At 62.1% G+C, this 16,773-nt stretch carries 21 protein-coding genes; 10 read left to right on the plus strand and 11 right to left on the minus strand.

Features of this window, described 5'->3' with window-relative positions:
• Positions 1 to 75 precede the first annotated feature (75 nt).
• The 3 genes from JEQ47_RS04825 (at position 76) to JEQ47_RS04835 (ending at position 1,980) form a co-directional block, all read left to right on the plus strand.
• Positions 76 to 831 (plus strand): SDR family NAD(P)-dependent oxidoreductase, encoded by a 756-nt coding sequence (locus tag JEQ47_RS04825; RefSeq protein WP_198875240.1) that lies wholly within the window; start codon positions 76 to 78, stop codon positions 829 to 831.
• 78 nt (positions 832 to 909) lie between these two features.
• Positions 910 to 1,281, plus strand: coding sequence for a DUF1622 domain-containing protein (locus JEQ47_RS04830; protein ID WP_236020645.1), 372 nt, complete (start codon positions 910 to 912; stop codon positions 1,279 to 1,281).
• 123 nt (positions 1,282 to 1,404) lie between these two features.
• A complete protein-coding gene (locus tag JEQ47_RS04835) occupies positions 1,405 to 1,980 on the plus strand; it encodes an ASCH domain-containing protein (protein WP_198875241.1) in 576 nt (191 codons plus the stop codon).
• Here JEQ47_RS04835 and JEQ47_RS04840 read toward each other — a convergent pair.
• Both JEQ47_RS04840 and JEQ47_RS04845 read right to left on the minus strand, forming a co-directional pair.
• On the minus strand, positions 1,964 to 2,524 hold the full coding sequence (locus JEQ47_RS04840) for a gluconokinase (protein ID WP_198875242.1): 561 nt from the start codon (positions 2,522 to 2,524) through the stop codon (positions 1,964 to 1,966). The two genes, JEQ47_RS04835 and JEQ47_RS04840, sit on opposite strands and share 17 nt — an antisense overlap.
• The gene (locus JEQ47_RS04845) at positions 2,493 to 3,266 is read right to left on the minus strand and encodes an SDR family oxidoreductase (RefSeq protein ID WP_198875243.1); all 774 of its coding nucleotides are present in this window, start codon (positions 3,264 to 3,266) and stop codon (positions 2,493 to 2,495) included. Before JEQ47_RS04845 ends, JEQ47_RS04840 begins: the two co-directional genes overlap by 32 nt.
• Before the next feature lie 87 nt (positions 3,267 to 3,353).
• Between JEQ47_RS04845 and JEQ47_RS04850 the strand changes: the two genes are divergently transcribed.
• Both JEQ47_RS04850 and gnd read left to right on the plus strand, forming a co-directional pair.
• Positions 3,354 to 3,824 (plus strand): SRPBCC family protein, encoded by a 471-nt coding sequence (locus JEQ47_RS04850; protein WP_198875244.1) that lies wholly within the window; start codon positions 3,354 to 3,356, stop codon positions 3,822 to 3,824.
• A gap of 141 nt (positions 3,825 to 3,965) precedes the next feature.
• On the plus strand, positions 3,966 to 5,384 hold the full coding sequence (gene gnd, locus JEQ47_RS04855) for an NADP-dependent phosphogluconate dehydrogenase (RefSeq protein ID WP_198875245.1): 1,419 nt from the start codon (positions 3,966 to 3,968) through the stop codon (positions 5,382 to 5,384).
• Positions 5,385 to 5,486: 102 nt separating this feature from the next.
• Here gnd and JEQ47_RS04860 read toward each other — a convergent pair whose 3' ends face one another.
• Positions 5,487 to 6,488 carry an acyltransferase family protein gene (locus JEQ47_RS04860; protein WP_198875246.1) on the minus strand — a complete coding sequence of 334 codons (1,002 nt, stop codon included), beginning with the start codon at positions 6,486 to 6,488 and terminating at the stop codon, positions 5,487 to 5,489.
• A gap of 211 nt (positions 6,489 to 6,699) precedes the next feature.
• Here JEQ47_RS04860 and JEQ47_RS04865 point away from each other — a divergent pair, with 211 nt between their 5' ends.
• The gene (locus JEQ47_RS04865; RefSeq protein WP_198875247.1) at positions 6,700 to 7,725 is read left to right on the plus strand and encodes an acyltransferase; all 1,026 of its coding nucleotides are present in this window, start codon (positions 6,700 to 6,702) and stop codon (positions 7,723 to 7,725) included.
• Between the two features lie 110 nt (positions 7,726 to 7,835).
• Here the strand turns inward: JEQ47_RS04865 and JEQ47_RS04870 are convergent, their stop codons facing one another.
• From JEQ47_RS04870 to JEQ47_RS04885, 4 genes are all read right to left on the minus strand, one after another.
• Positions 7,836 to 8,327: a GNAT family N-acetyltransferase gene (locus JEQ47_RS04870; RefSeq protein ID WP_198875248.1), complete on the minus strand. Its 492-nt coding sequence runs from the start codon at positions 8,325 to 8,327 to the stop codon at positions 7,836 to 7,838.
• Positions 8,299 to 9,636, minus strand: coding sequence for a TCR/Tet family MFS transporter (locus tag JEQ47_RS04875; RefSeq protein WP_198875249.1), 1,338 nt, complete (start codon positions 9,634 to 9,636; stop codon positions 8,299 to 8,301). The genes JEQ47_RS04870 and JEQ47_RS04875 overlap by 29 nt, the downstream gene beginning before the upstream one ends.
• Before the next feature lie 105 nt (positions 9,637 to 9,741).
• Positions 9,742 to 10,923 (minus strand): FAD-dependent monooxygenase, encoded by a 1,182-nt coding sequence (locus JEQ47_RS04880; protein WP_198875250.1) that lies wholly within the window; start codon positions 10,921 to 10,923, stop codon positions 9,742 to 9,744.
• 9 nt (positions 10,924 to 10,932) lie between these two features.
• On the minus strand, positions 10,933 to 11,178 hold the full coding sequence (locus tag JEQ47_RS04885; protein ID WP_198875251.1) for a zinc-finger domain-containing protein: 246 nt from the start codon (positions 11,176 to 11,178) through the stop codon (positions 10,933 to 10,935).
• 131 nt (positions 11,179 to 11,309) lie between these two features.
• On the opposite strand from JEQ47_RS04885, the gene JEQ47_RS04890 reads away from it, so the two are divergent.
• The 3 genes from JEQ47_RS04890 (at position 11,310) to JEQ47_RS04900 (ending at position 13,323) form a co-directional block, all read left to right on the plus strand.
• On the plus strand, positions 11,310 to 12,080 hold the full coding sequence (locus JEQ47_RS04890) for an alpha/beta fold hydrolase (RefSeq protein ID WP_198875252.1): 771 nt from the start codon (positions 11,310 to 11,312) through the stop codon (positions 12,078 to 12,080).
• Positions 12,081 to 12,161: 81 nt separating this feature from the next.
• Entirely contained in the window at positions 12,162 to 12,995 is an 834-nt protein-coding gene (gene cysE, locus JEQ47_RS04895; protein WP_198875253.1) for a serine O-acetyltransferase, read from the plus strand.
• 109 nt (positions 12,996 to 13,104) lie between these two features.
• A complete protein-coding gene (locus JEQ47_RS04900; protein ID WP_198875254.1) occupies positions 13,105 to 13,323 on the plus strand; it encodes a DUF3126 family protein in 219 nt (72 codons plus the stop codon).
• A 58-nt stretch (positions 13,324 to 13,381) separates the two neighbouring features.
• On the opposite strand, the gene JEQ47_RS04905 is transcribed toward JEQ47_RS04900, so the two are convergent.
• Complete coding sequence (locus tag JEQ47_RS04905; RefSeq protein ID WP_198875255.1) at positions 13,382 to 14,062, minus strand: hypothetical protein; 681 nt, start codon at positions 14,060 to 14,062, stop codon at positions 13,382 to 13,384.
• A 113-nt stretch (positions 14,063 to 14,175) separates the two neighbouring features.
• Between JEQ47_RS04905 and JEQ47_RS04910 the strand changes: the two genes are divergently transcribed.
• Positions 14,176 to 14,493 (plus strand): DUF6949 family protein, encoded by a 318-nt coding sequence (locus tag JEQ47_RS04910; RefSeq protein ID WP_198875256.1) that lies wholly within the window; start codon positions 14,176 to 14,178, stop codon positions 14,491 to 14,493.
• Between the two features lie 103 nt (positions 14,494 to 14,596).
• On the opposite strand, the gene JEQ47_RS04915 is transcribed toward JEQ47_RS04910, so the two are convergent.
• From JEQ47_RS04915 to JEQ47_RS04925, 3 genes are all read right to left on the minus strand, one after another.
• On the minus strand, positions 14,597 to 15,220 hold the full coding sequence (locus JEQ47_RS04915) for a transglutaminase-like cysteine peptidase (RefSeq protein WP_236020646.1): 624 nt from the start codon (positions 15,218 to 15,220) through the stop codon (positions 14,597 to 14,599).
• Positions 15,221 to 15,375: 155 nt separating this feature from the next.
• Positions 15,376 to 16,005, minus strand: a complete 630-nt coding sequence (locus JEQ47_RS04920) for a PilZ domain-containing protein (RefSeq protein WP_198875257.1) — start codon at positions 16,003 to 16,005, stop codon at positions 15,376 to 15,378.
• Between the two features lie 109 nt (positions 16,006 to 16,114).
• Positions 16,115 to 16,759: a PAS domain-containing protein gene (locus JEQ47_RS04925; RefSeq protein WP_198875258.1), complete on the minus strand. Its 645-nt coding sequence runs from the start codon at positions 16,757 to 16,759 to the stop codon at positions 16,115 to 16,117.
• Between the last annotated feature and the right edge of the window lie 14 nt (positions 16,760 to 16,773).

Genomic DNA, 16,773 nt, shown 5'->3' on the forward strand with positions numbered 1-16,773 from the left:
CCGAGTTTGATCTTGGTCATGGCGGCGACGGCATCCGGTCCCAATATGAGAGGAACACGACCAAGGAGATTGAAGATGACCAAGGATTTTGCCGGCAAGGTTGCGTTCGTGACCGGAGCCGCGTCGGGAATAGGCGAAGCCGTCGCCCGGCAGCTCGCCGAACGTGGCGCCAAGGTGGTGGTGGCGGACCTCAAGCTCGAGCCCGCTGAGAAGCTGGTGGGGGAAATCAAGTCCTCCGGCGGTGAAGCGGCGGCGGTGGCGGTCGACGTCAGCCAGATCGACCAGGTCGAAAAGGCGGTCCAGTACACGATCGACACGTTCGGACGGCTCGATCTCGCCGTCAACAATGCCGGCATTGGCGGCAAGGCGGCCAAGGCCGGAGACTACTCGTTCGAGGACTGGCACAAGGTCATCGACGTCAATCTCAACTCGGTCTTCTACTCCATGAAGTACGAGATCGCGGCCATGCTGAAATCCGGCGGCGGCGCCATCGTCAACATGGCTTCGATCCTGGCCACCAATGGCTTTGCCAATGCGCCCGCCTACGTGTCGGCGAAGCACGGTGTCGTCGGCCTCACCAAGGCGGCGGCGATCGACTATGCCAAGGATGGCATCCGCGTCACCGCCGTGGGGCCGGGCTTCATCGAAACGCCGCTGCTGGGCTCGGCGACTCCCAAGGAGGTCATGGATGGTCTCCGTTCGCTGCACCCGGTTGGCCGGCTGGGTCAGCCTGACGAGGTGGCGGCGCTGACACTGTTCCTGCTGTCCGATGCGGCCTCGTTCATCACCGGGTCTTATCACCTGGTCGATGGCGGATACGCCGCCCAGTAACCCGGACGCCCCCTTTGGCGCTGTGGATCGCTTGCCGCCTTCGGGCGTTGGGCGAGGGCACGGCGCGAGGAGGGTGGCTTGGACGGGGAAACACTGCTGCACGGCATCGTCCGCGCCATTGAGTGGAGCGGCATCATAATCATCGTGCTCGGGCTGGTCCTGGGCACTTTGCGCTTTATCTGGCAGCTCCGCACGCCGGATGTCCATGACCGCTTCCGCAATTACCGCGCTGATATCGGGCGCGGCATCCTGCTGGGGCTCGAGGTCCTGGTCGCGGCGGATATCATCGCTACCGTGGCCATCGAGCCGAGCCTGGAGAGCCTGGCGCTGCTGGCCGTCATCGTCATCATCCGGACCTTCCTCAGCCTGTCCCTCGAGGTCGAGGTCAGCGGCCGCTGGCCCTGGCAGCAGCCGCACGATGAAGTCCGGGATCGCAAGCAGTCCCGCTGACTGCTGACTTCCTCGCCGTCGCGTCGGGCGCGATTGTGCGACTTGTACTCCGAGCGGTTTCGCCCACGTGCCCTTGAGGCTATACCGCGCCATTCAGGCATTGCGCAGACAGGAAGAACGACCATGCTGATCAGTGCAGACGATTTCGAGGCCATTGCCTCGGGCCGCGTGGACACCGCGTTCCGCCGCTGGGTCCGCCCCACCGTCAAGGCCGGCGGCACGCTCACCACCGAGGCCGGCGTGCTCGCCATCGACGCTGTGGATGTCATCGCGCTGGACGCCGTGACGCCGGAAGACCTCGCGCGTGCGGGCTTTGACGCGCGCGACACACTGGACGACATGCTGGGTGACCGGAAGGGCTCGCTCTATCGCATCCGCCTTCATTATGTGGGCGAGGATCCGCGCCTGGCCCTGCGCGAAAACGCCGAGCTCTCCGATGCCGACGCCCGGGAGATCGCCGAAACGCTGGCCCGCATGGATGGCTCCAATCCGTGGGTTCATCGCACGCTGGTGTTGATCGGCGAACGGCCCGGTGACCCGGCGCAGGCGCTCGCCGAAACGCTCGGGCTCGACAAGGTCAAGTTCAAGGGCAATGTCCGGCGCCTCAAGTCGCTCGGCCTCACCGAAAGCCTCGATATCGGCTATCGGCTGTCCCCGCGCGGGCGGGCCTGGCTTGATTGGTCTATTGCCAGCGCTTGAAGCTCTTGTGGCTGAGGGCGCCCGTCACCGTGGTGACGATGCGATTGACCGGGTCAGTCACCGGTACCACCAGCACATTTTCGATCTCCGGGTCCGGTACTTCGAGCGTCGCGAACTGGCTGTCGAGGAGGCTCGTCGGCATGTATTCGTGGCTGCGCCTGGCCATGCGCTCGCCGATCACCTCGCGGCTGCCGTGGAGATAGACGAACAGTACCGGCTCGCCGGCTTTTTCGGTGATGAAATCGCGATAGGCCTTCTTCAACGCCGAGCAGGCGCCGACGGCGACGCCTTTTTTGACTGAAGCCTCCTTCAGCGCTGCGGTCAGCGCTTCCAGCCAGGGCCAGCGATCCTCGTCGGTCAGCGGCGTGCCGGCCCGCATTTTTTCGACATTGGCCTCGGGGTGATACTTGTCGCCATCGAGGAAGGGCGCGTGCAAGGCCCGGCCCAGCGCGGCACCGACCGTGGACTTGCCCGAGGAGCTGACGCCCATCACGATGATGAGGCGTGGGTGATCAGACCGTGGCTGTGAGGGCGCCGTCGACATAGAGGATGTGTCCATTCACAAAGCGGGAAGCATCTGAGGCGAGGAAGACAACCGAGCCGCCAAGTTCCTCCGGCTGCGCCCAACGGCCCATCGGCGTGCGCGCCTCGACCCAGGCGTTGAACTTTTCGTCCTTCACCAGCGCTTCGTTGAGTTCGGTGACGAAATAGCCGGGCGCAATGCCGTTGACGTTGAGGCCATGCCGGGCCCAGTCGACGGCCATGCCGCGGGTCAGGTTGGCCACGGCCGCCTTACTCGCGGCATAGGGCGCGATGGAGGAGCGCGCGAAAGACGACATCAGCGAGCAAATATTGATGATCTTGCCGCGCCCGCGCGAAATCATGTTGCGCGCCACGGGCTGGCTCACATTGAAGACCGAGGTGACATTGGTCTCGATCAACTGGTCGAACTTTTCGGGAGGGAAGGCTTCGAGGGCGCTGCGGAACTGCATGCCGGCATTGTTGACCAGGATATCGATGGGCCCGATTTCGGCTTCGATATGGGCGACGGCGTCTCCGACGCTGTCGCGGCTGGTGACGTCGAAGGCGACGGCCGATACATCGGCGCCGGTCGCGGCCAGATCGGCGGCAGCGGCGCCGAGGGCGACCGTGTCACGGGCATTCAGCACCACGCCAGCGCCGGCTTCGGTCAGAGCCCTCGCCATGGCGAAGCCAAGGCCGCGGCTGGATCCGGTGACCAGGGCCCGGCGGCCGGTGAGATCGAATGGCGAAGCTTTGGCGATCATGCTTGGCGCGGCCTTTCCCATGTGGCACCCTTGGCTACAGGTGTTAGTGGAGCACCGGATTGTATGCAAGGCGCGGGGAGGGGAACCATGGCGCTGGACTACAAAACCTCTATCGTCATCGATCTGCCGCGCGCCAAGGTCATCGAGCTCTTCGATGACCCAGCCAACCTCGGCAAATGGCAGCGCGGCTTTCAGAGCTTCGAGCCGATCTCCGGTGTGCCCGGCCAACCCGGCGCCAAATCGAAGCTGGTCTATCAGATGGGCAAGCGCCGCATGGAGATGATCGAAACCATCACCCGCCGCGACCTGCCCGATGCCTTCGATGGCACCTATGACGCCGAAGGCGTCCACAACATCGTCGAAAACCGCTTTGTCGAGCAGGGGCCGAACCAGACCCTCTGGGAAAGCCGCAATGTCTTCGAGATGGGCAGCCCACTCATGAAGGTCATGGGTTTCCTGCTGCCGGGCATGTTCAAGAAGCAGACGCAGACATATGCCGAAGACTTCAAGGCCTTCGCCGAGCGTGGAGCGGATGTGCGCGCGTCCGGAGCGGCTTGATCTTCCATACAAGTTATGCGATCTGGCCGGAAATCGTCCATTCCGCCCTTCCTTCGGAGGCCGGTTTGTGGTCATTTCGCGCCGCGTGCCGTGCCAGTGCGCATGGGATGAACACGCAAGAGCTTTAGAAGGACTGTTTGCATGTCGACAGCGGATATCGGCCTTATCGGCCTGGCGGTCATGGGTTCCAACCTCGCCCTCAACATCGCCGAGAAGGGCTACACTGTTGCCGTTCACAACCGTTCGGCCGGGCGCATCGAAGAATTCGTCGCCGAGGCCAAGGCGCAGGGCCTGGATGGCAATACCATCCCGAAATACGACCTGGCCGATTTCGTGCAGACGGTGAAGGCGCCGCGTTCCATCATCATCATGGTCAAGGCTGGCCAGCCGGTTGACGACATGATCGAGCAGCTGCTGCCGCATCTCGAGCCGGGCGACGCCATCATCGAATGCGGCAACTCGCTCTATACGGATACGCAGCGCCGTTTCGATTATCTCAAGCCCAAGAATATCGGCTATCTCGGCGTCGGCGTCTCCGGAGGCGAAGAGGGCGCGCGCCATGGCCCGTCGATCATGGTCGGCGGCTCCAAGGAGCAATGGCACAATGCCGAGGCGGTGCTCACCGCCATTGCCGCAAAGTTCAACGGCGAGAGCTGCTGCGCATATCTGGGCGAAGGTGGCGCCGGCCATTTCGTCAAGATGATCCACAACGGCATCGAATATGGCGACATGCAGATGATCGCCGAAATCTATGGCGTCATGCGCGACGGTCTGGGCATGGATGCAAAGGCTTGCGCCGAAGTCTTCAAGGAATGGAACAAGGGTCCGCTCAATTCCTACCTGATCGAAATCACCGGCCATGTGCTCGAGGCCGTCGATACCGAGACCGGCAAGCCGCTCGTCGACCTGATCCTCGACAAGGCCGGCCAGAAGGGCACCGGCATGTGGTCGGCCGTGGTCGCCCAGCAGATGGGCGTGCCGGCGACCGCCATCGAAGGCGCCGTCGCCGCCCGCTCGCTGTCGTCGCGCAAGAGCGAGCGCGTCGCTGCCGAAGGCATCTATGGCAAGCCCAACCGCGCCAAGACCGACGTGACTCTGGCCGATCTCGAAAAGGCTCTGCTGGCGGGCAAAATTGTCTCCTACGCGCAGGGCTTTGCCGTCATCGCCAAGGCTTCGGAAGAGTTCGGCTGGTCGCTGCCGCTGGCCACGATCGCAAAGATCTGGCGTGCCGGTTGCATCATCCGTTCGCGCTTCCTGGACCAGATGAGCTCGGCCTATGCCAAGGGCGAAGCGGTCAATCTGCTGGTCGTGCCTGATTTCGTCGAGATCATGAAGGACAGCCATCCGAGCCTTCGCAAGGTCGTGGCCGCCGCTGCCGTCGGCGAATTCCCGATGATCTGCCTTTCGGCCTCGCTGAGCTACTTCGACAGTTACCGCCAGGCCCAGGGCACGGCCAACCTGACCCAGGGCCAGCGCGACTTCTTCGGCGCCCACGGCTTCGAAATCGAAGGCCGCGGCGCCGACCTGCACGGCACCTGGCCGAGCACGCTGGGTAAGTAGGCGAGTCCAACCGAAATCGAAAGGCCCCGCTTCGGCGGGGCTTTTCTGTTTGGGAATGCACTCAATCCGATAGTTGTCGGTCCCTGATCCGTACCAAGCTAGTTAATTTGCCGTGGCCAGAACTGCCCGTCTGCCATGAAAAAATGAGATGAGCGGCTTTTCGATAAGTCGGTGGGCTACCAGGCCACTCGCAACACATAGAAAACCAAGCAGCAGCCCATAGAACAATGGTGGTAGTTTCGGCATCAGAAAAGGCGAGGCCACAATCATGACGGCGTGAAACAGGTAGATCGAATATGACGCGTCACCCAGATATCGCGGGAACGCAAGTGCTTGCTGCCGAAACCAGGGCTCCAAGCCAAGGCAGGCGGTTACCAGAAGCACAGCGAAACCACCTTGGCCGATAAACCTTGGTGCGGGCATGAAGAAGCCAAAAACTATGCCCCAAAGCAAGGCAAAGCCGGCTAAGGCCGCAAAATGCCACTGTTGAAACCCCCGAAATTGCGGCAGCGCGAGTGCGATCAGCATACCAGCCGCAAACTCGAGGATTATTGGACTGCCATAAAACTCGATGACGTCTGATTGTTCTCGACTGAGAACTCGCATCCCTACTCCAAGCAGAAATATCCCTGCTATGGCGGCAAGTTGAGGAGCAGGACGCATAGAAATCGTGAGTGCAAAGACGATATAAAACATGAGTTCGAGATTCAACGTCCAGCCAACAAGAAGAAATGGCTGAAGTAGGTCATTGAGGCTGCTCGTGTATGGGACGAAAAGAAAGCTCTTGAGAATTTCCTCACCAGTAGGCAATTGGCTTCCCGTGACGGACCAAACTACCAAGGTCAGCGTCAACGCTACCCAGTACAACGGCACGATCCTCTGTATGCGTCGCCATAGGAAGGCGCTGGCCACCCTTTTTTGCCTATTGCCAGTGGTCAAAACCATGACGAAGCCGGAAATCACGAAGAACAGATCTACGCCGCCGACAAGGAAAGGTGAGATCAATATTCCCGCCACTTCCGGTTGGTTTATGATGTGATATACGACCACCATCATCGCCGCTACGCCACGCAAAACTTGTATTGACTGAAAGTCCTCGCGCATGCCCCACCCAATCACCCATATCCAAATCATATTAGGCGAAGTTGGACACGAACGATAGTCTGTGTTGTTGAGGCCGAAATTGACAGCGGTGTTGAAGTTGGCCTGTAAAGCTTTGGAGCATCAGACGGCACCCGGCAGCGATTTAACGGACAATGTTGTAATGCCTTGCCAAACGTCCTGGGAGGTATAGACCTAGTCGCGGGGGGACAATATGAACAATTCTGCAGGGTCCACGCGAAGCGCATATTTTGACGTGATCCGAGGCTGCGCGATCATCATGGTAGTGGCTATCCACAGCAGTAGCACCGGGGTTCAGTTCCTGGACCATGGGGTCGATGATCCCAACTTCATGTTTACGTTGGTGGTTCGTCAGGTTTTGATCTGCGCGGTGCCGGTGTTCGTCATGCTCGCCGGCTACTTCTCGCCGACGGCACGAGGCGACATCGACCGGGAGGGCACAACTTGGAAGCGCCTTGTAAGGATTCTTGTTCCCTACATGGTGTGGAGCGTAGTCGCTCTTGTATTTGCCAAAGCATCATTTGGATCAGGCCTGCTGGCAATCGCGACAGGGCGCGCACTGGGCCCGCACTACTTCATTCCTGCTATTGTAATTTTGATAATTTTTGAGTTCTTGGTCCTCCGGCATATCAAACACCGTTGGATTCTTGCGGTCGGCCTAGCAGTTTCCACACTACATATTCTGATTGCGTACGTATTACATTTTGCGGTGCCCCAGTTAGACTGGTGGTATTACATGGCATCGCCGACTGCGTGGCTGGTGTACTATTCCCTAGGCATTTTCCTGCGGCGCAGCCCCCCTGAAATCGGTCTGTGGCCTGCCGTAGCTGCCGTTGCTTTCATCTTGTCAGTTTTCGAGGCATACGGCCTGACGTTGTTACTGGGCGTAAACTCCGGCGCATTCGAGCCAATCAAACTCAGCACAATGTTATTTTCGGTTTCAGTTTGCATCGTCGTCGTCGCTAGACGGAGTGCGCTGATAAAATCGGCCTTTCTGAGTTGGCTCGGCATTGTGTCTTTTGGCATTTTTCTCGCCCATGAACTCGTCCGAGGTAGGCTGAGCACTTTGATATTCCGCCAGGTTCCAGCCCTTTTCGAAATTCAGCCGGCGTTCCAAGGTGCAATATTGGCTGCTACAATGGTGACCATCTGCGTGTTCGCCATAGCGTGCCAACGCGTGCTGGGCACACAGCGGAGCAAATTCTGGCTCGGATTTTAGGGCTGAGCGGAGACATCGGCATGCCGGACGCTCCGCGTTGAACGAACCTCATCGCCGCTTACAGTCCGTGCCAAAAATAGCCGAGGTCAATTCGGCATGTCTTGGGGCGTCTAAACCAGCGTCTGAAACATCACATAGGCATCGACATAGCCGAGGCTCGGGTGCTGGAAGGCGCCGGGGAGGGTGCCGACGATGTCGAAGCCGTGTTTCTGCCAGAGGGCGACGGCGCCGGTATTGGTGGAGACGACGTGGTTGAATTGCATGGCGCGGAAGCCGCGTTGGCGGGCGCGGTCGAGGGAATGGCGGCACATGCTGCTGGCGACGCCCCTGCCGCGTGCTTCAGGGGCGGTGACGTAGCCGCAATTGGCGACGTGGGCGCCGCCGCCATGGCGATTGGCCATGAGGTAGTAGGTGCCGATGACAGCGCCGTCCAGCTCGGCGACGAAGACTTCGTGCGCCGGCATCATCCAGAAATCGCGAATGGCTGCGTCATCGAGATCGCGATCCACGGCATAGGTCTCGCCGGCCGCAAAGACTGGCTTCAGCATCGCAAGGATGGCGGGCCAGTCGGCCTCAGTGGCGGGGCGGATGGAGAGGATCATCGTCGGTATCCAGCGGCGCTACGCGGACCTGGCCGGGCGGCGGAATTTCGGGGGCGTGTGGATGGTCGGCAATGCTGGGACGGCGACCCAGCTCGAAGCGCCAGGCCGCTATGGCAAAGACCACCAGCGCCAGCACGACGGCGATGCTGCAGGCGATGAAGGGAGCGCCGGGGAAGTAGTGCCCGGATTCGGGGCTGCTGGTGTAGTAGGAGAAGATCTGCGTGGCCGCCAGCGGGCCGATGATGGTGGCAAGAGAACTCGCGGCATTCACTGCACCCTGCAATTCGCCCTGGCTGTTGTCCGGCACCTGCCGCGACAGCACGCCGTTGATGGCCGGCGGCGCGAGGCCACTGATCGTGCCCACGGCGATGAAGAGATAGAGCTGGTAGACATCGGCCGAGAAGGCGATGCCGGCAAAGCCGATGGCGGCCGCCGTCAGGCCGATCATGCCCACGGCGGGCTCGCCGACGCGCTTGGACAGGGGGCCGGCAATCACCGCCTGGCTGATGGCAAAGCCGATGGCGAAGCCGCCCAAGGTTCGGCCAATGGTGGACGAGGAGAAGTTGAAGACTTCGACCGTGAAATAGCTGAAGACGGTCGGCAGCGCCTGGGTGGCGAGCTGCAGGAAGAACAGCACCGCGAGCAGCCAGAGGACCGAGGAATATTGGCGCAGGCCCACCACGGCGCCGAGCGGGTTGGCGCGACGGATGTTGAACTTGCGCCTGTTAGCCTTGGGCAGGCTTTCGGGCAGCACCAGGAGGCCGAAGAGGAAATTGGCAAAGGCCAGGCCGGCGGCGGCAAAGAAGGGCACGCGGGGGCCGAATTCACCCAGTTCGCCGCCGATCACCGGGCCGATGATGAAGCCCAGGCCAAAGGCCGCGCCGATGAGGCCGAAGCGATGGGTGCGTTTGTGCGGCGGGGTGATGTCGGCGACATAGGCGGTAGCGGTCGCCAGCGCCGCGCCGGCAATGCCGGCAATGATGCGGCCGACAAACAGGTACCAGACGAAGGGCGCGATCGACATCATCAGGTAGTCGAAGGTGAGGCCCAGGAGCGAGAGCAGCAGCACGGGGCGCCGTCCGAAGCGGTCGGAGAGATTACCCAGCACCGGGGAAAAGACGAACTGCATGAAGGCATAGGCGAAAACCAGATAGCCGCCGATGACTGCGGCCTGGGCGACGCTGCCGCCGGTCAGTTCTTCGAGCAGTTCGGGCAGCACCGGGACAATGATCCCCACGCCGATCATGTCGATCAGGATGGTGATCAGAATGCAGGTGAGCGTCAGTTTGGACCGTGTCGCAGCTTGCATTCGGGGGCTATTACCTTTTCTTGGTCCCACCGGGAAGGTGCGTTGCAATTGACACGGTGCATGCCGACAAGGCAAGCGCGCGACGGATGGCCTGACGGGGCCGGATTATTCAGGCCCGCCGATTTGGCCGGCCGCGTCATGGGCATAGACCCAGTCGAGACGGCGCAGGTGGGCCTGCGGACCCTGGAGCCGCATGACCGTGTCGCGGGCGAGGCTCAGCGGCCAGGGCAGATGGAAGATACGGCCGTTGCGGGCCGAAAGTGCGGCGACCCGCCGAACCCGTTGCTGACGATGGGCGGCGTAGCGGGAAAAAGCGGCGGACGTGGAATCAGTTCCCAGGAGGCACGCGGCGAGCACGGTCGCATCCTCAATGCCCATGGCGGCGCCCTGTGCCTGGAACGGCACCATGGCATGGGCGGCGTCGCCGACAAGGCCGATATTACCCTTGTGCCAGACGCCGGTTTCGACCGTGTACATGGGCCAGGCGGTCCAGCCCTGGGCGGCAGCGGCGAGAATGGCCTCGACGCGCGGACCAGGGTTTGCGGGGCGCGGCTGCGCGGTCGTCTCGGGCGTGCCGGGCATGAACAGCGCCAGGTTGACCTGGCCGCGATGCGGCAGCGGATAGCAGACGAGGTGAAAGCCCGAGCCGAAGAACACCGATACCCGGTCCGGAGCAATCTGGCCGGAAACGAGGTCGAACGGCACGAGCGTGCGCCAGGCGATGCGATTGCGGAATTGGGCCCTGGGTCCATCGAGCACTGCGAGGCGGGTGTGCGAATGGACGCCATCGGCACCGATAAAGGCCTCGGCGCGAGTGGTCCGGGTCATGCCATCGGCTTCGTCGATGGAGACGGTGACGCCGCGGGTATGGGACACGACGTCCCAGTTTCGCACCCCAAAGAGAATGTCGATATTGGCGTTCTTGCGGCAGGCCTTGTAGAGCGCATCGGCCAGGTCGGCGCGGTGCATGACCATGTAGGGCGCGCCGAAGCGCTTGCGCATGATGGCGCCCAGCTCCATGCTGAGCAGCGGTTTCTGCCCGCCCTGGGGGTAGATGTCGAGCGCCTGAGGCTCAAGGCCGATGCGGTCCAGCGCCTCGGCAAGGCCGAGGCGATCGAGGCATTTGCGGGCATTGGGGCTGATCTGCAGACCGGCGCCGAATTCCTGCACCTGCGCCTGACGCTCCAGCACGACCACCGTCGCTCCGGATTGGGCCAGCGCAAGGGCCAGCGTCATGCCGGCAATGCCGGCGCCCGCAATGACAAAGGTACGGCCCGTGCCGGGCATGGGCGCGCCTCAGGCGGCGTGGGCCTTGAAAATGGCGGAGGCAGGGTTGGCGTTACCTTCGCCCAGCTCGGCCTTGAAGATGTAGAGCGTCGAGCAATAGGAGCAGACCGCCTCGGTTTCCTTGCCCATATCGATGAAGATATGCGGATGATCGAAGGGGGGCAGGGCACCGACGCACTGGAATTCCTTGGACCCGACCTCGATGCTGCGCAGGCCTTGGGTATTGTGGAAATGCGGGGTCGAGCCGTGGGCCATGGTGGAAACCTGGATGGTGTTGATTTGGCGCGACCATAACCAAAGCCCCAATCCAAGAAAAGGGCAAAGGGGCGCTTGATTTTGTCGCGCGAAGCCGCAAAACCCGCCCTGTGCCGCAACGAGGAAATGCCATGCCCAGCTTCACCAGCGCCGGATTTTCGCTCTCCTACGATGTCGCCGGGGCCGGCCTGCCGGTGCTGCTCATCCACGGCTTTGCTTCCAGCGGTAAGGTCAACTGGGTAGACACGGGCTGGGTCGAGACGCTGGTGGGAGCAGGGTACCAGGCGATCACGCTGGACAATCGGGGCCATGGACAGTCGGACAAGCCGCATGATCCGGAACAATACTATCCGTCGCAGATGGCGGACGATGCCGTGGCGCTGCTGGACCATCTGGGCATCGAGCGGGTGGCGGTCATCGGCTATTCCATGGGCGCGCGGATCGCGGCGTTCATGGCGTTTTCACATCCGGAGCGGATTGCCAGCGTCATCTTCGGCGGCATGGGGATGAACCTCATCAATGGCCTGACCGACGGCAACGACATCATCGCCGGGCTGCGAGCGCCGTCGCTCGAGGATCTCAAGCATCCCACGGCGCGGCAGTTCCGGATATTTGCCGAACACACCGGATCGGATCGGGAGGCCCTGGCGGCGTGCATGGAAACCTCGCGGCAGCCGATGCCTCGGGCCGATGCGCGGCGGGTCGAGGTGCCGGTCCTGGTGGCTGTCGGGGAGGCCGATGTGATGGCCGGCCCGCCGGAGCCGCTGGCCGAACTGCTGCCGCAGGGCGAGGCCGTGGTGATCCCGAAACGCGATCACATGCGCGCGACCGGGGACAAGGTATTCAAGGCCGCAGCGTTGGAGTTCTTGAGCAAGACTTACTCCAGTGGGTCGAACTCGTGAACCAATCGGCTCGCTTTGGCTTTGAAAGCGGAAACAAAGTGGCTTATATCGTCACTTATCGATGAAGCGGAGTGTCGCGCGATGAGCGGGAATATCAAGAAGTCGGCGCAGATCCAGGCCGTCGATCCCGTTTGGGAAGCCGTCCGCGCCGGTGCCCAGCAGATTCTCGACGGCGAGCCGTCGCTCGCCAACCTGGTGCTGTCGACGATTCTCAATCACGACACGTTCGAGGAAGCGCTGGCGCATCGCATTGCCGCGCGTCTGGACCACGAAGACGTGTCGGCCGACATGATCCGGCAGGGCTTTGCCGAGACTCTGCGCGACAACCCGGAAATCGGCGACGCGGCGCGGGCAGACCTCGCGGCCACGCTGGAACGCGATCCGGCCTGCCACCGGGCCATCGAACCGTTGCTCTATTTCAAGGGCTACCAGGCTATCCAGACGCATCGTTTTGCCCACGCCATGCAGCGTGCCGGGCGTCGCGATTTCGCGCTCTACCTGCAGAGCCGATCCAGCCAGGTGTTCCAGGTCGACATCAATCCGGCCGTCGTCATGGGCAGGGGCATCATGCTCGACCATGGCACCGGGCTGGTAATTGGCGAAACGGCCGTTGTTGGCGACAATGTCTCGCTGCTGCAAAACGTAACCCTTGGCGGCACGGGCAAGGCCGACCAGGACCGCCACCCCAAGATCGGCAATGGCGTGCTGATCGGTGCCGGCGCCAAGGTCTTGGGCAATATCCGGATCGGCGATTGCTCGCGTATCGGCGCCGGTTCGGTCGTGCTCAAGGAAGTGCCGCCGCGGGTAACGGTGGCGGGCGTGCCTGCCAAGATCATCGGCGAGGCCGGGTGTGCCCAGCCAGCGCTGGTGATGGACCAGATGATCCTGGTTTACGACCGCGACAGCGAAAGCTGAGGCAAGACCCGCGCATGGGTTGTTCCCGCTAATTTGGGCGGGGCAGGGGTTGCCAGCAGCGGACCAAGGACTATTTTGCCGCTCAACGCAATCAGCAGGATGAGTTCTCGTGAACCACCCCGAAATTATCAAGCTGCAGAAGTTCCTGCAGCGCACTTTCAACAATCGCAATATCGACGTGCGCCCCCGCGCCAAGCTCAATGACTCGGTGGAAGTGTTCATTGGCGAAGAGTCGATCGGCCTGATCCATGTCGACGATGAGGACGGCGACAAGTCCTACATGTTCTCGATGTCGATCCTCGACATCGACCTCGACGATATCGACTGATCTCTGATCCGGCGCGCTTCCAAACGGCAAAACCGCACACACTTTTGCTGGGAGTGCTCTATAGCGCGCCGATCTGGCCCAGCCAAAGGGCCAGTTCTTCATCAAAGCGCTTCCAGTGGGCCAGTGCTTCGGCATCAAAGCCCAGAACCACCGCCAAGCCATTGGCAAGATGGATCGTGCGCAGGCACTTGTCCTTGCGCGTTTCCTGTGGCGCTGCGGCGCATTTGGCAACGAAGGGAGCGGGCGAGAGCGGATCGTACCAGACCGTTTCGCCTGCATAGCCCTCGGTGGCGACCAGGGGTTTGCCCACCAGCCCCGGAATGCCGCCGACCGTGCCATCCACGAACTGATGCAGATATACCCCGTCGAGCAACGTGCTGCTGGCGCGTGCGCCGGTGCGCGAGAGCAGTGTCACGTCCACCGGAACCGGTGGCTCAAGCGGATCGAGCGCGAGCTGGAATGACAGGTCCACCTGGCTGGCAAAGCCGGGCTTGATATCTTCCCCGAAGCGGAACCAGTTCGCTGGAATGGACAAGTCCCGGCCAGCTACGGTTTGGGTGACCCGATCGGCATCGGAAAGTTGGGGCAGCGCCGGGCGCGCACTGCGGGTCGCCCGATCGACCATATAGGCCGCACCCACCGCCACGAGCAGCACGAGAACGGCGATGCCGGCCAGGTTGTAGACCAGGTGGTCGCGGCCGGGTTCGGTGCCCTCGGCGGGCGTTGTGGAAGCCGACATGCCGAAATTAACCAGTTTTCTTGGCAAGGGGTGACAGCCATTAGGGCAATCAATATGATTAACAAAAGGTAAAGAATTGATCAGCGCGCGCTAAGAGACGGGGACGGCGAAGCATGACCAGGGAAATCTTGCTTGCGGCTTTCATTATCGGCGTCGGCCTGTGCATGGCGGGCGCCGGTACGCACCTCTACCAGTGGATCACCAAGCAGCAGGCCGCCCTGCGCATGGATGGCAGCACCTATCTCGCATCACTCGGCAACCTGGCGATGAGCTTCGTCTGCGGCCCCTATATCCTGCTGCAGGTAGGCTGGAAGCACGAGGACGATGGCACGATCTCGATGACCTCGGTGCTGCTGTCGGCGCTGGTTTCGTTTGGCTGGGCCTTCATCACCGGCCTCTTGTTCCTCAGCGCCTACGTGACGCTGCGCTGATTGCTGGAAATAGATGCAGAAAAGCCGGCTTCGCTTGCGCGGAGCCGGCTTTTCTCTTCAGACCCCTATCAGGGATAGGCTTGGGGCGGGGTCCGGAAACTGGTCAGCTTGCGGCAGCCACGACGATGACGCGGTCATCGATCATGTCGACCCACTGGCCGGAATGGGCCTGGGACTGGCGCTTGATGAACTTGTAGGGGGTCTCGTTCCAGAGGCGGATCGAACCGTCCTGGTTGTCGAGGACGAGATCGCCGCGATCGGTGCGGGCCATGAGCACAGCGTGACCGTTGCCATTGGCTTCCTTGACAACCGCGATCATCAGCGTCGAAGGATGCCAGCCCGAATTGATGAGGTCGCGGCGCTTGGCGAGGGCAAAGTCCTCGCAGTCGCCATAGCCGTTGGGGTAGGTCCAGAACTCGGCGACCTTGTAGAGATCCTGGTCGGTAACCGGGACAACGTTCTGATTATAATAGGCATTTACTGAGACGAGCTGCTGCCAGCTTGCTTCGTCCAACGCCATGGCCGGCACGACGCGGTCATTGGCGCGGCACTCGGACGGGTGGGCATTGCAGAATTCCAGGTGGCCCACCGGAATGGAGGTGGCGGCGACCGAGGTCTGGATAAAAGCGACGTTGGTGAGATCGAGTGCGGCGGCGGGGGCGGCGGAAGCCATTGCGATTGCTGCGAAAAACAGCCCCGCGAGCAGCCCCTTCTTGTTGAATGACATGGTGTAGTCTCCCTGATGGAGACCACACTAGGGGCGGCCGATTGCCCCGATCCGAAAACTAAGACGCAGTTTTTATGCGTGTTTTATCGGTGCTTTTCAGGGGGCGTTTACCATGCTGCCGCGGCCGAATTTGCTGACGGACTGTTAGCGCCAACTCAGTTCATGCGAAGGTTCTGCTGCACCACGGTGAGCATTTCCTGGGCGGCGGCAAATTCGACCGCGACGCCATTCTGGAAATGACGGACGACGCGGGCGCGCATCCGCCCCAGCGTGATCGGCGTGCCCATGGCGGGACGGACGTCGAGCTCGACGGCGGCACCCGAGAGCGAGATGTCGATAATCTTGCAATTGTAGCGCCGGCCATCGTCGAGCACGACGGTGGAATGGCGGATGTCCGGAACGACGCGCTCGTGGCGGCGATCCTCGGGCAGGTTGAGCAGGTCCTTGTTGGCCAGCCAGGTGAGCTGGGCCGCCATCTTGTCGCGCTTGCGCGGGGAGGCGGCGATATCCATGACGAAGCCGCCATCGACCTGCGAGAGGATGGTGCCCTCGATGCGGCCCAGATGATCGAGATAGGCAATGATGCGCTCGCCGATGATTCCCGGGACTGGGGCGATGACAACAGCATCGCCGGGCGACATGGAGAGCACCTGGCACGGGAATTCGCGGCGGTCGGCGAGCATATAGCGGCCGAGAATCGACACGTTTACACGCTGGAAACGCCGGTCGGCTGTACCATTGGGCAGCCCGCGGACGGCCTGTGTCGAGATGTCGTCACTGAGCATGCGTCAACCTGTTCCACGCACTGGGGAAATCCACAGCAACGTTAGCTGGTCTTGGTTAACGCATGATGAGGCCGGCGGCCCCGACAAGCCTAAAATGCAGGCGTCGTCGTTAGTTGCGGCCGCCGTCGATGACAGCCAGGTGCGCATAGCGGCGCGCGGTCCGGCCATAGACGGTGGTCGGCAGGCCCGCAGGCGAAGCCGGCGCGAAATCGACGTCGTTGACGACGCTGGCCAGCACTTCGCGGGTGGTTTCCTCGGCAGAGATTTCGTCGGGCCAGATCAGACGCAGGCCGGTGATCCGCTGTTCGAGCACCGGCTGAACGCCCAGCCAGTAGGGCTCGTCCAGCGCCGACATGGCGCCGAGGATACGCGTATGGGTGGAGCCGTTGTGACGCAGCGGCATCAGAATGGTCTCGAAGGTGACCTTGGTCTGGAGCGCGGTGGTGCCCTGGAACGTTACCAGCGCAACGGCATGGTCCTCGGTGACGGCGCGGAGCAGGGTCTCCATGGCGTCGCTGTCGCGGTCGTGCCAGAGCGCCGAGAAGGAGCGGCCCTTCAGTTCGCGGCAATAGCTGGTGCAGAGGTGCGAGCCGGCGAGGCGGAAGGAGAATTTGTCGTCGCCGTCGAGCTCGAGGATGAAGGTATTGGCCAGGGCTTCGCGGATGCGGGTCGGGTCGATGTCGCGGCGATCGGGCGCGCTGCGGGAGCCACGAATCGTGTTCCAATAGCCATAAAGGGTCTTCGTGCTCGGCATCTGCATCGTTCGGG

It is taken from the genome of Devosia sediminis, from assembly GCF_016411825.1.
Classification (GTDB): Bacteria; Pseudomonadota; Alphaproteobacteria; order Rhizobiales; family Devosiaceae; genus Devosia; species Devosia sediminis.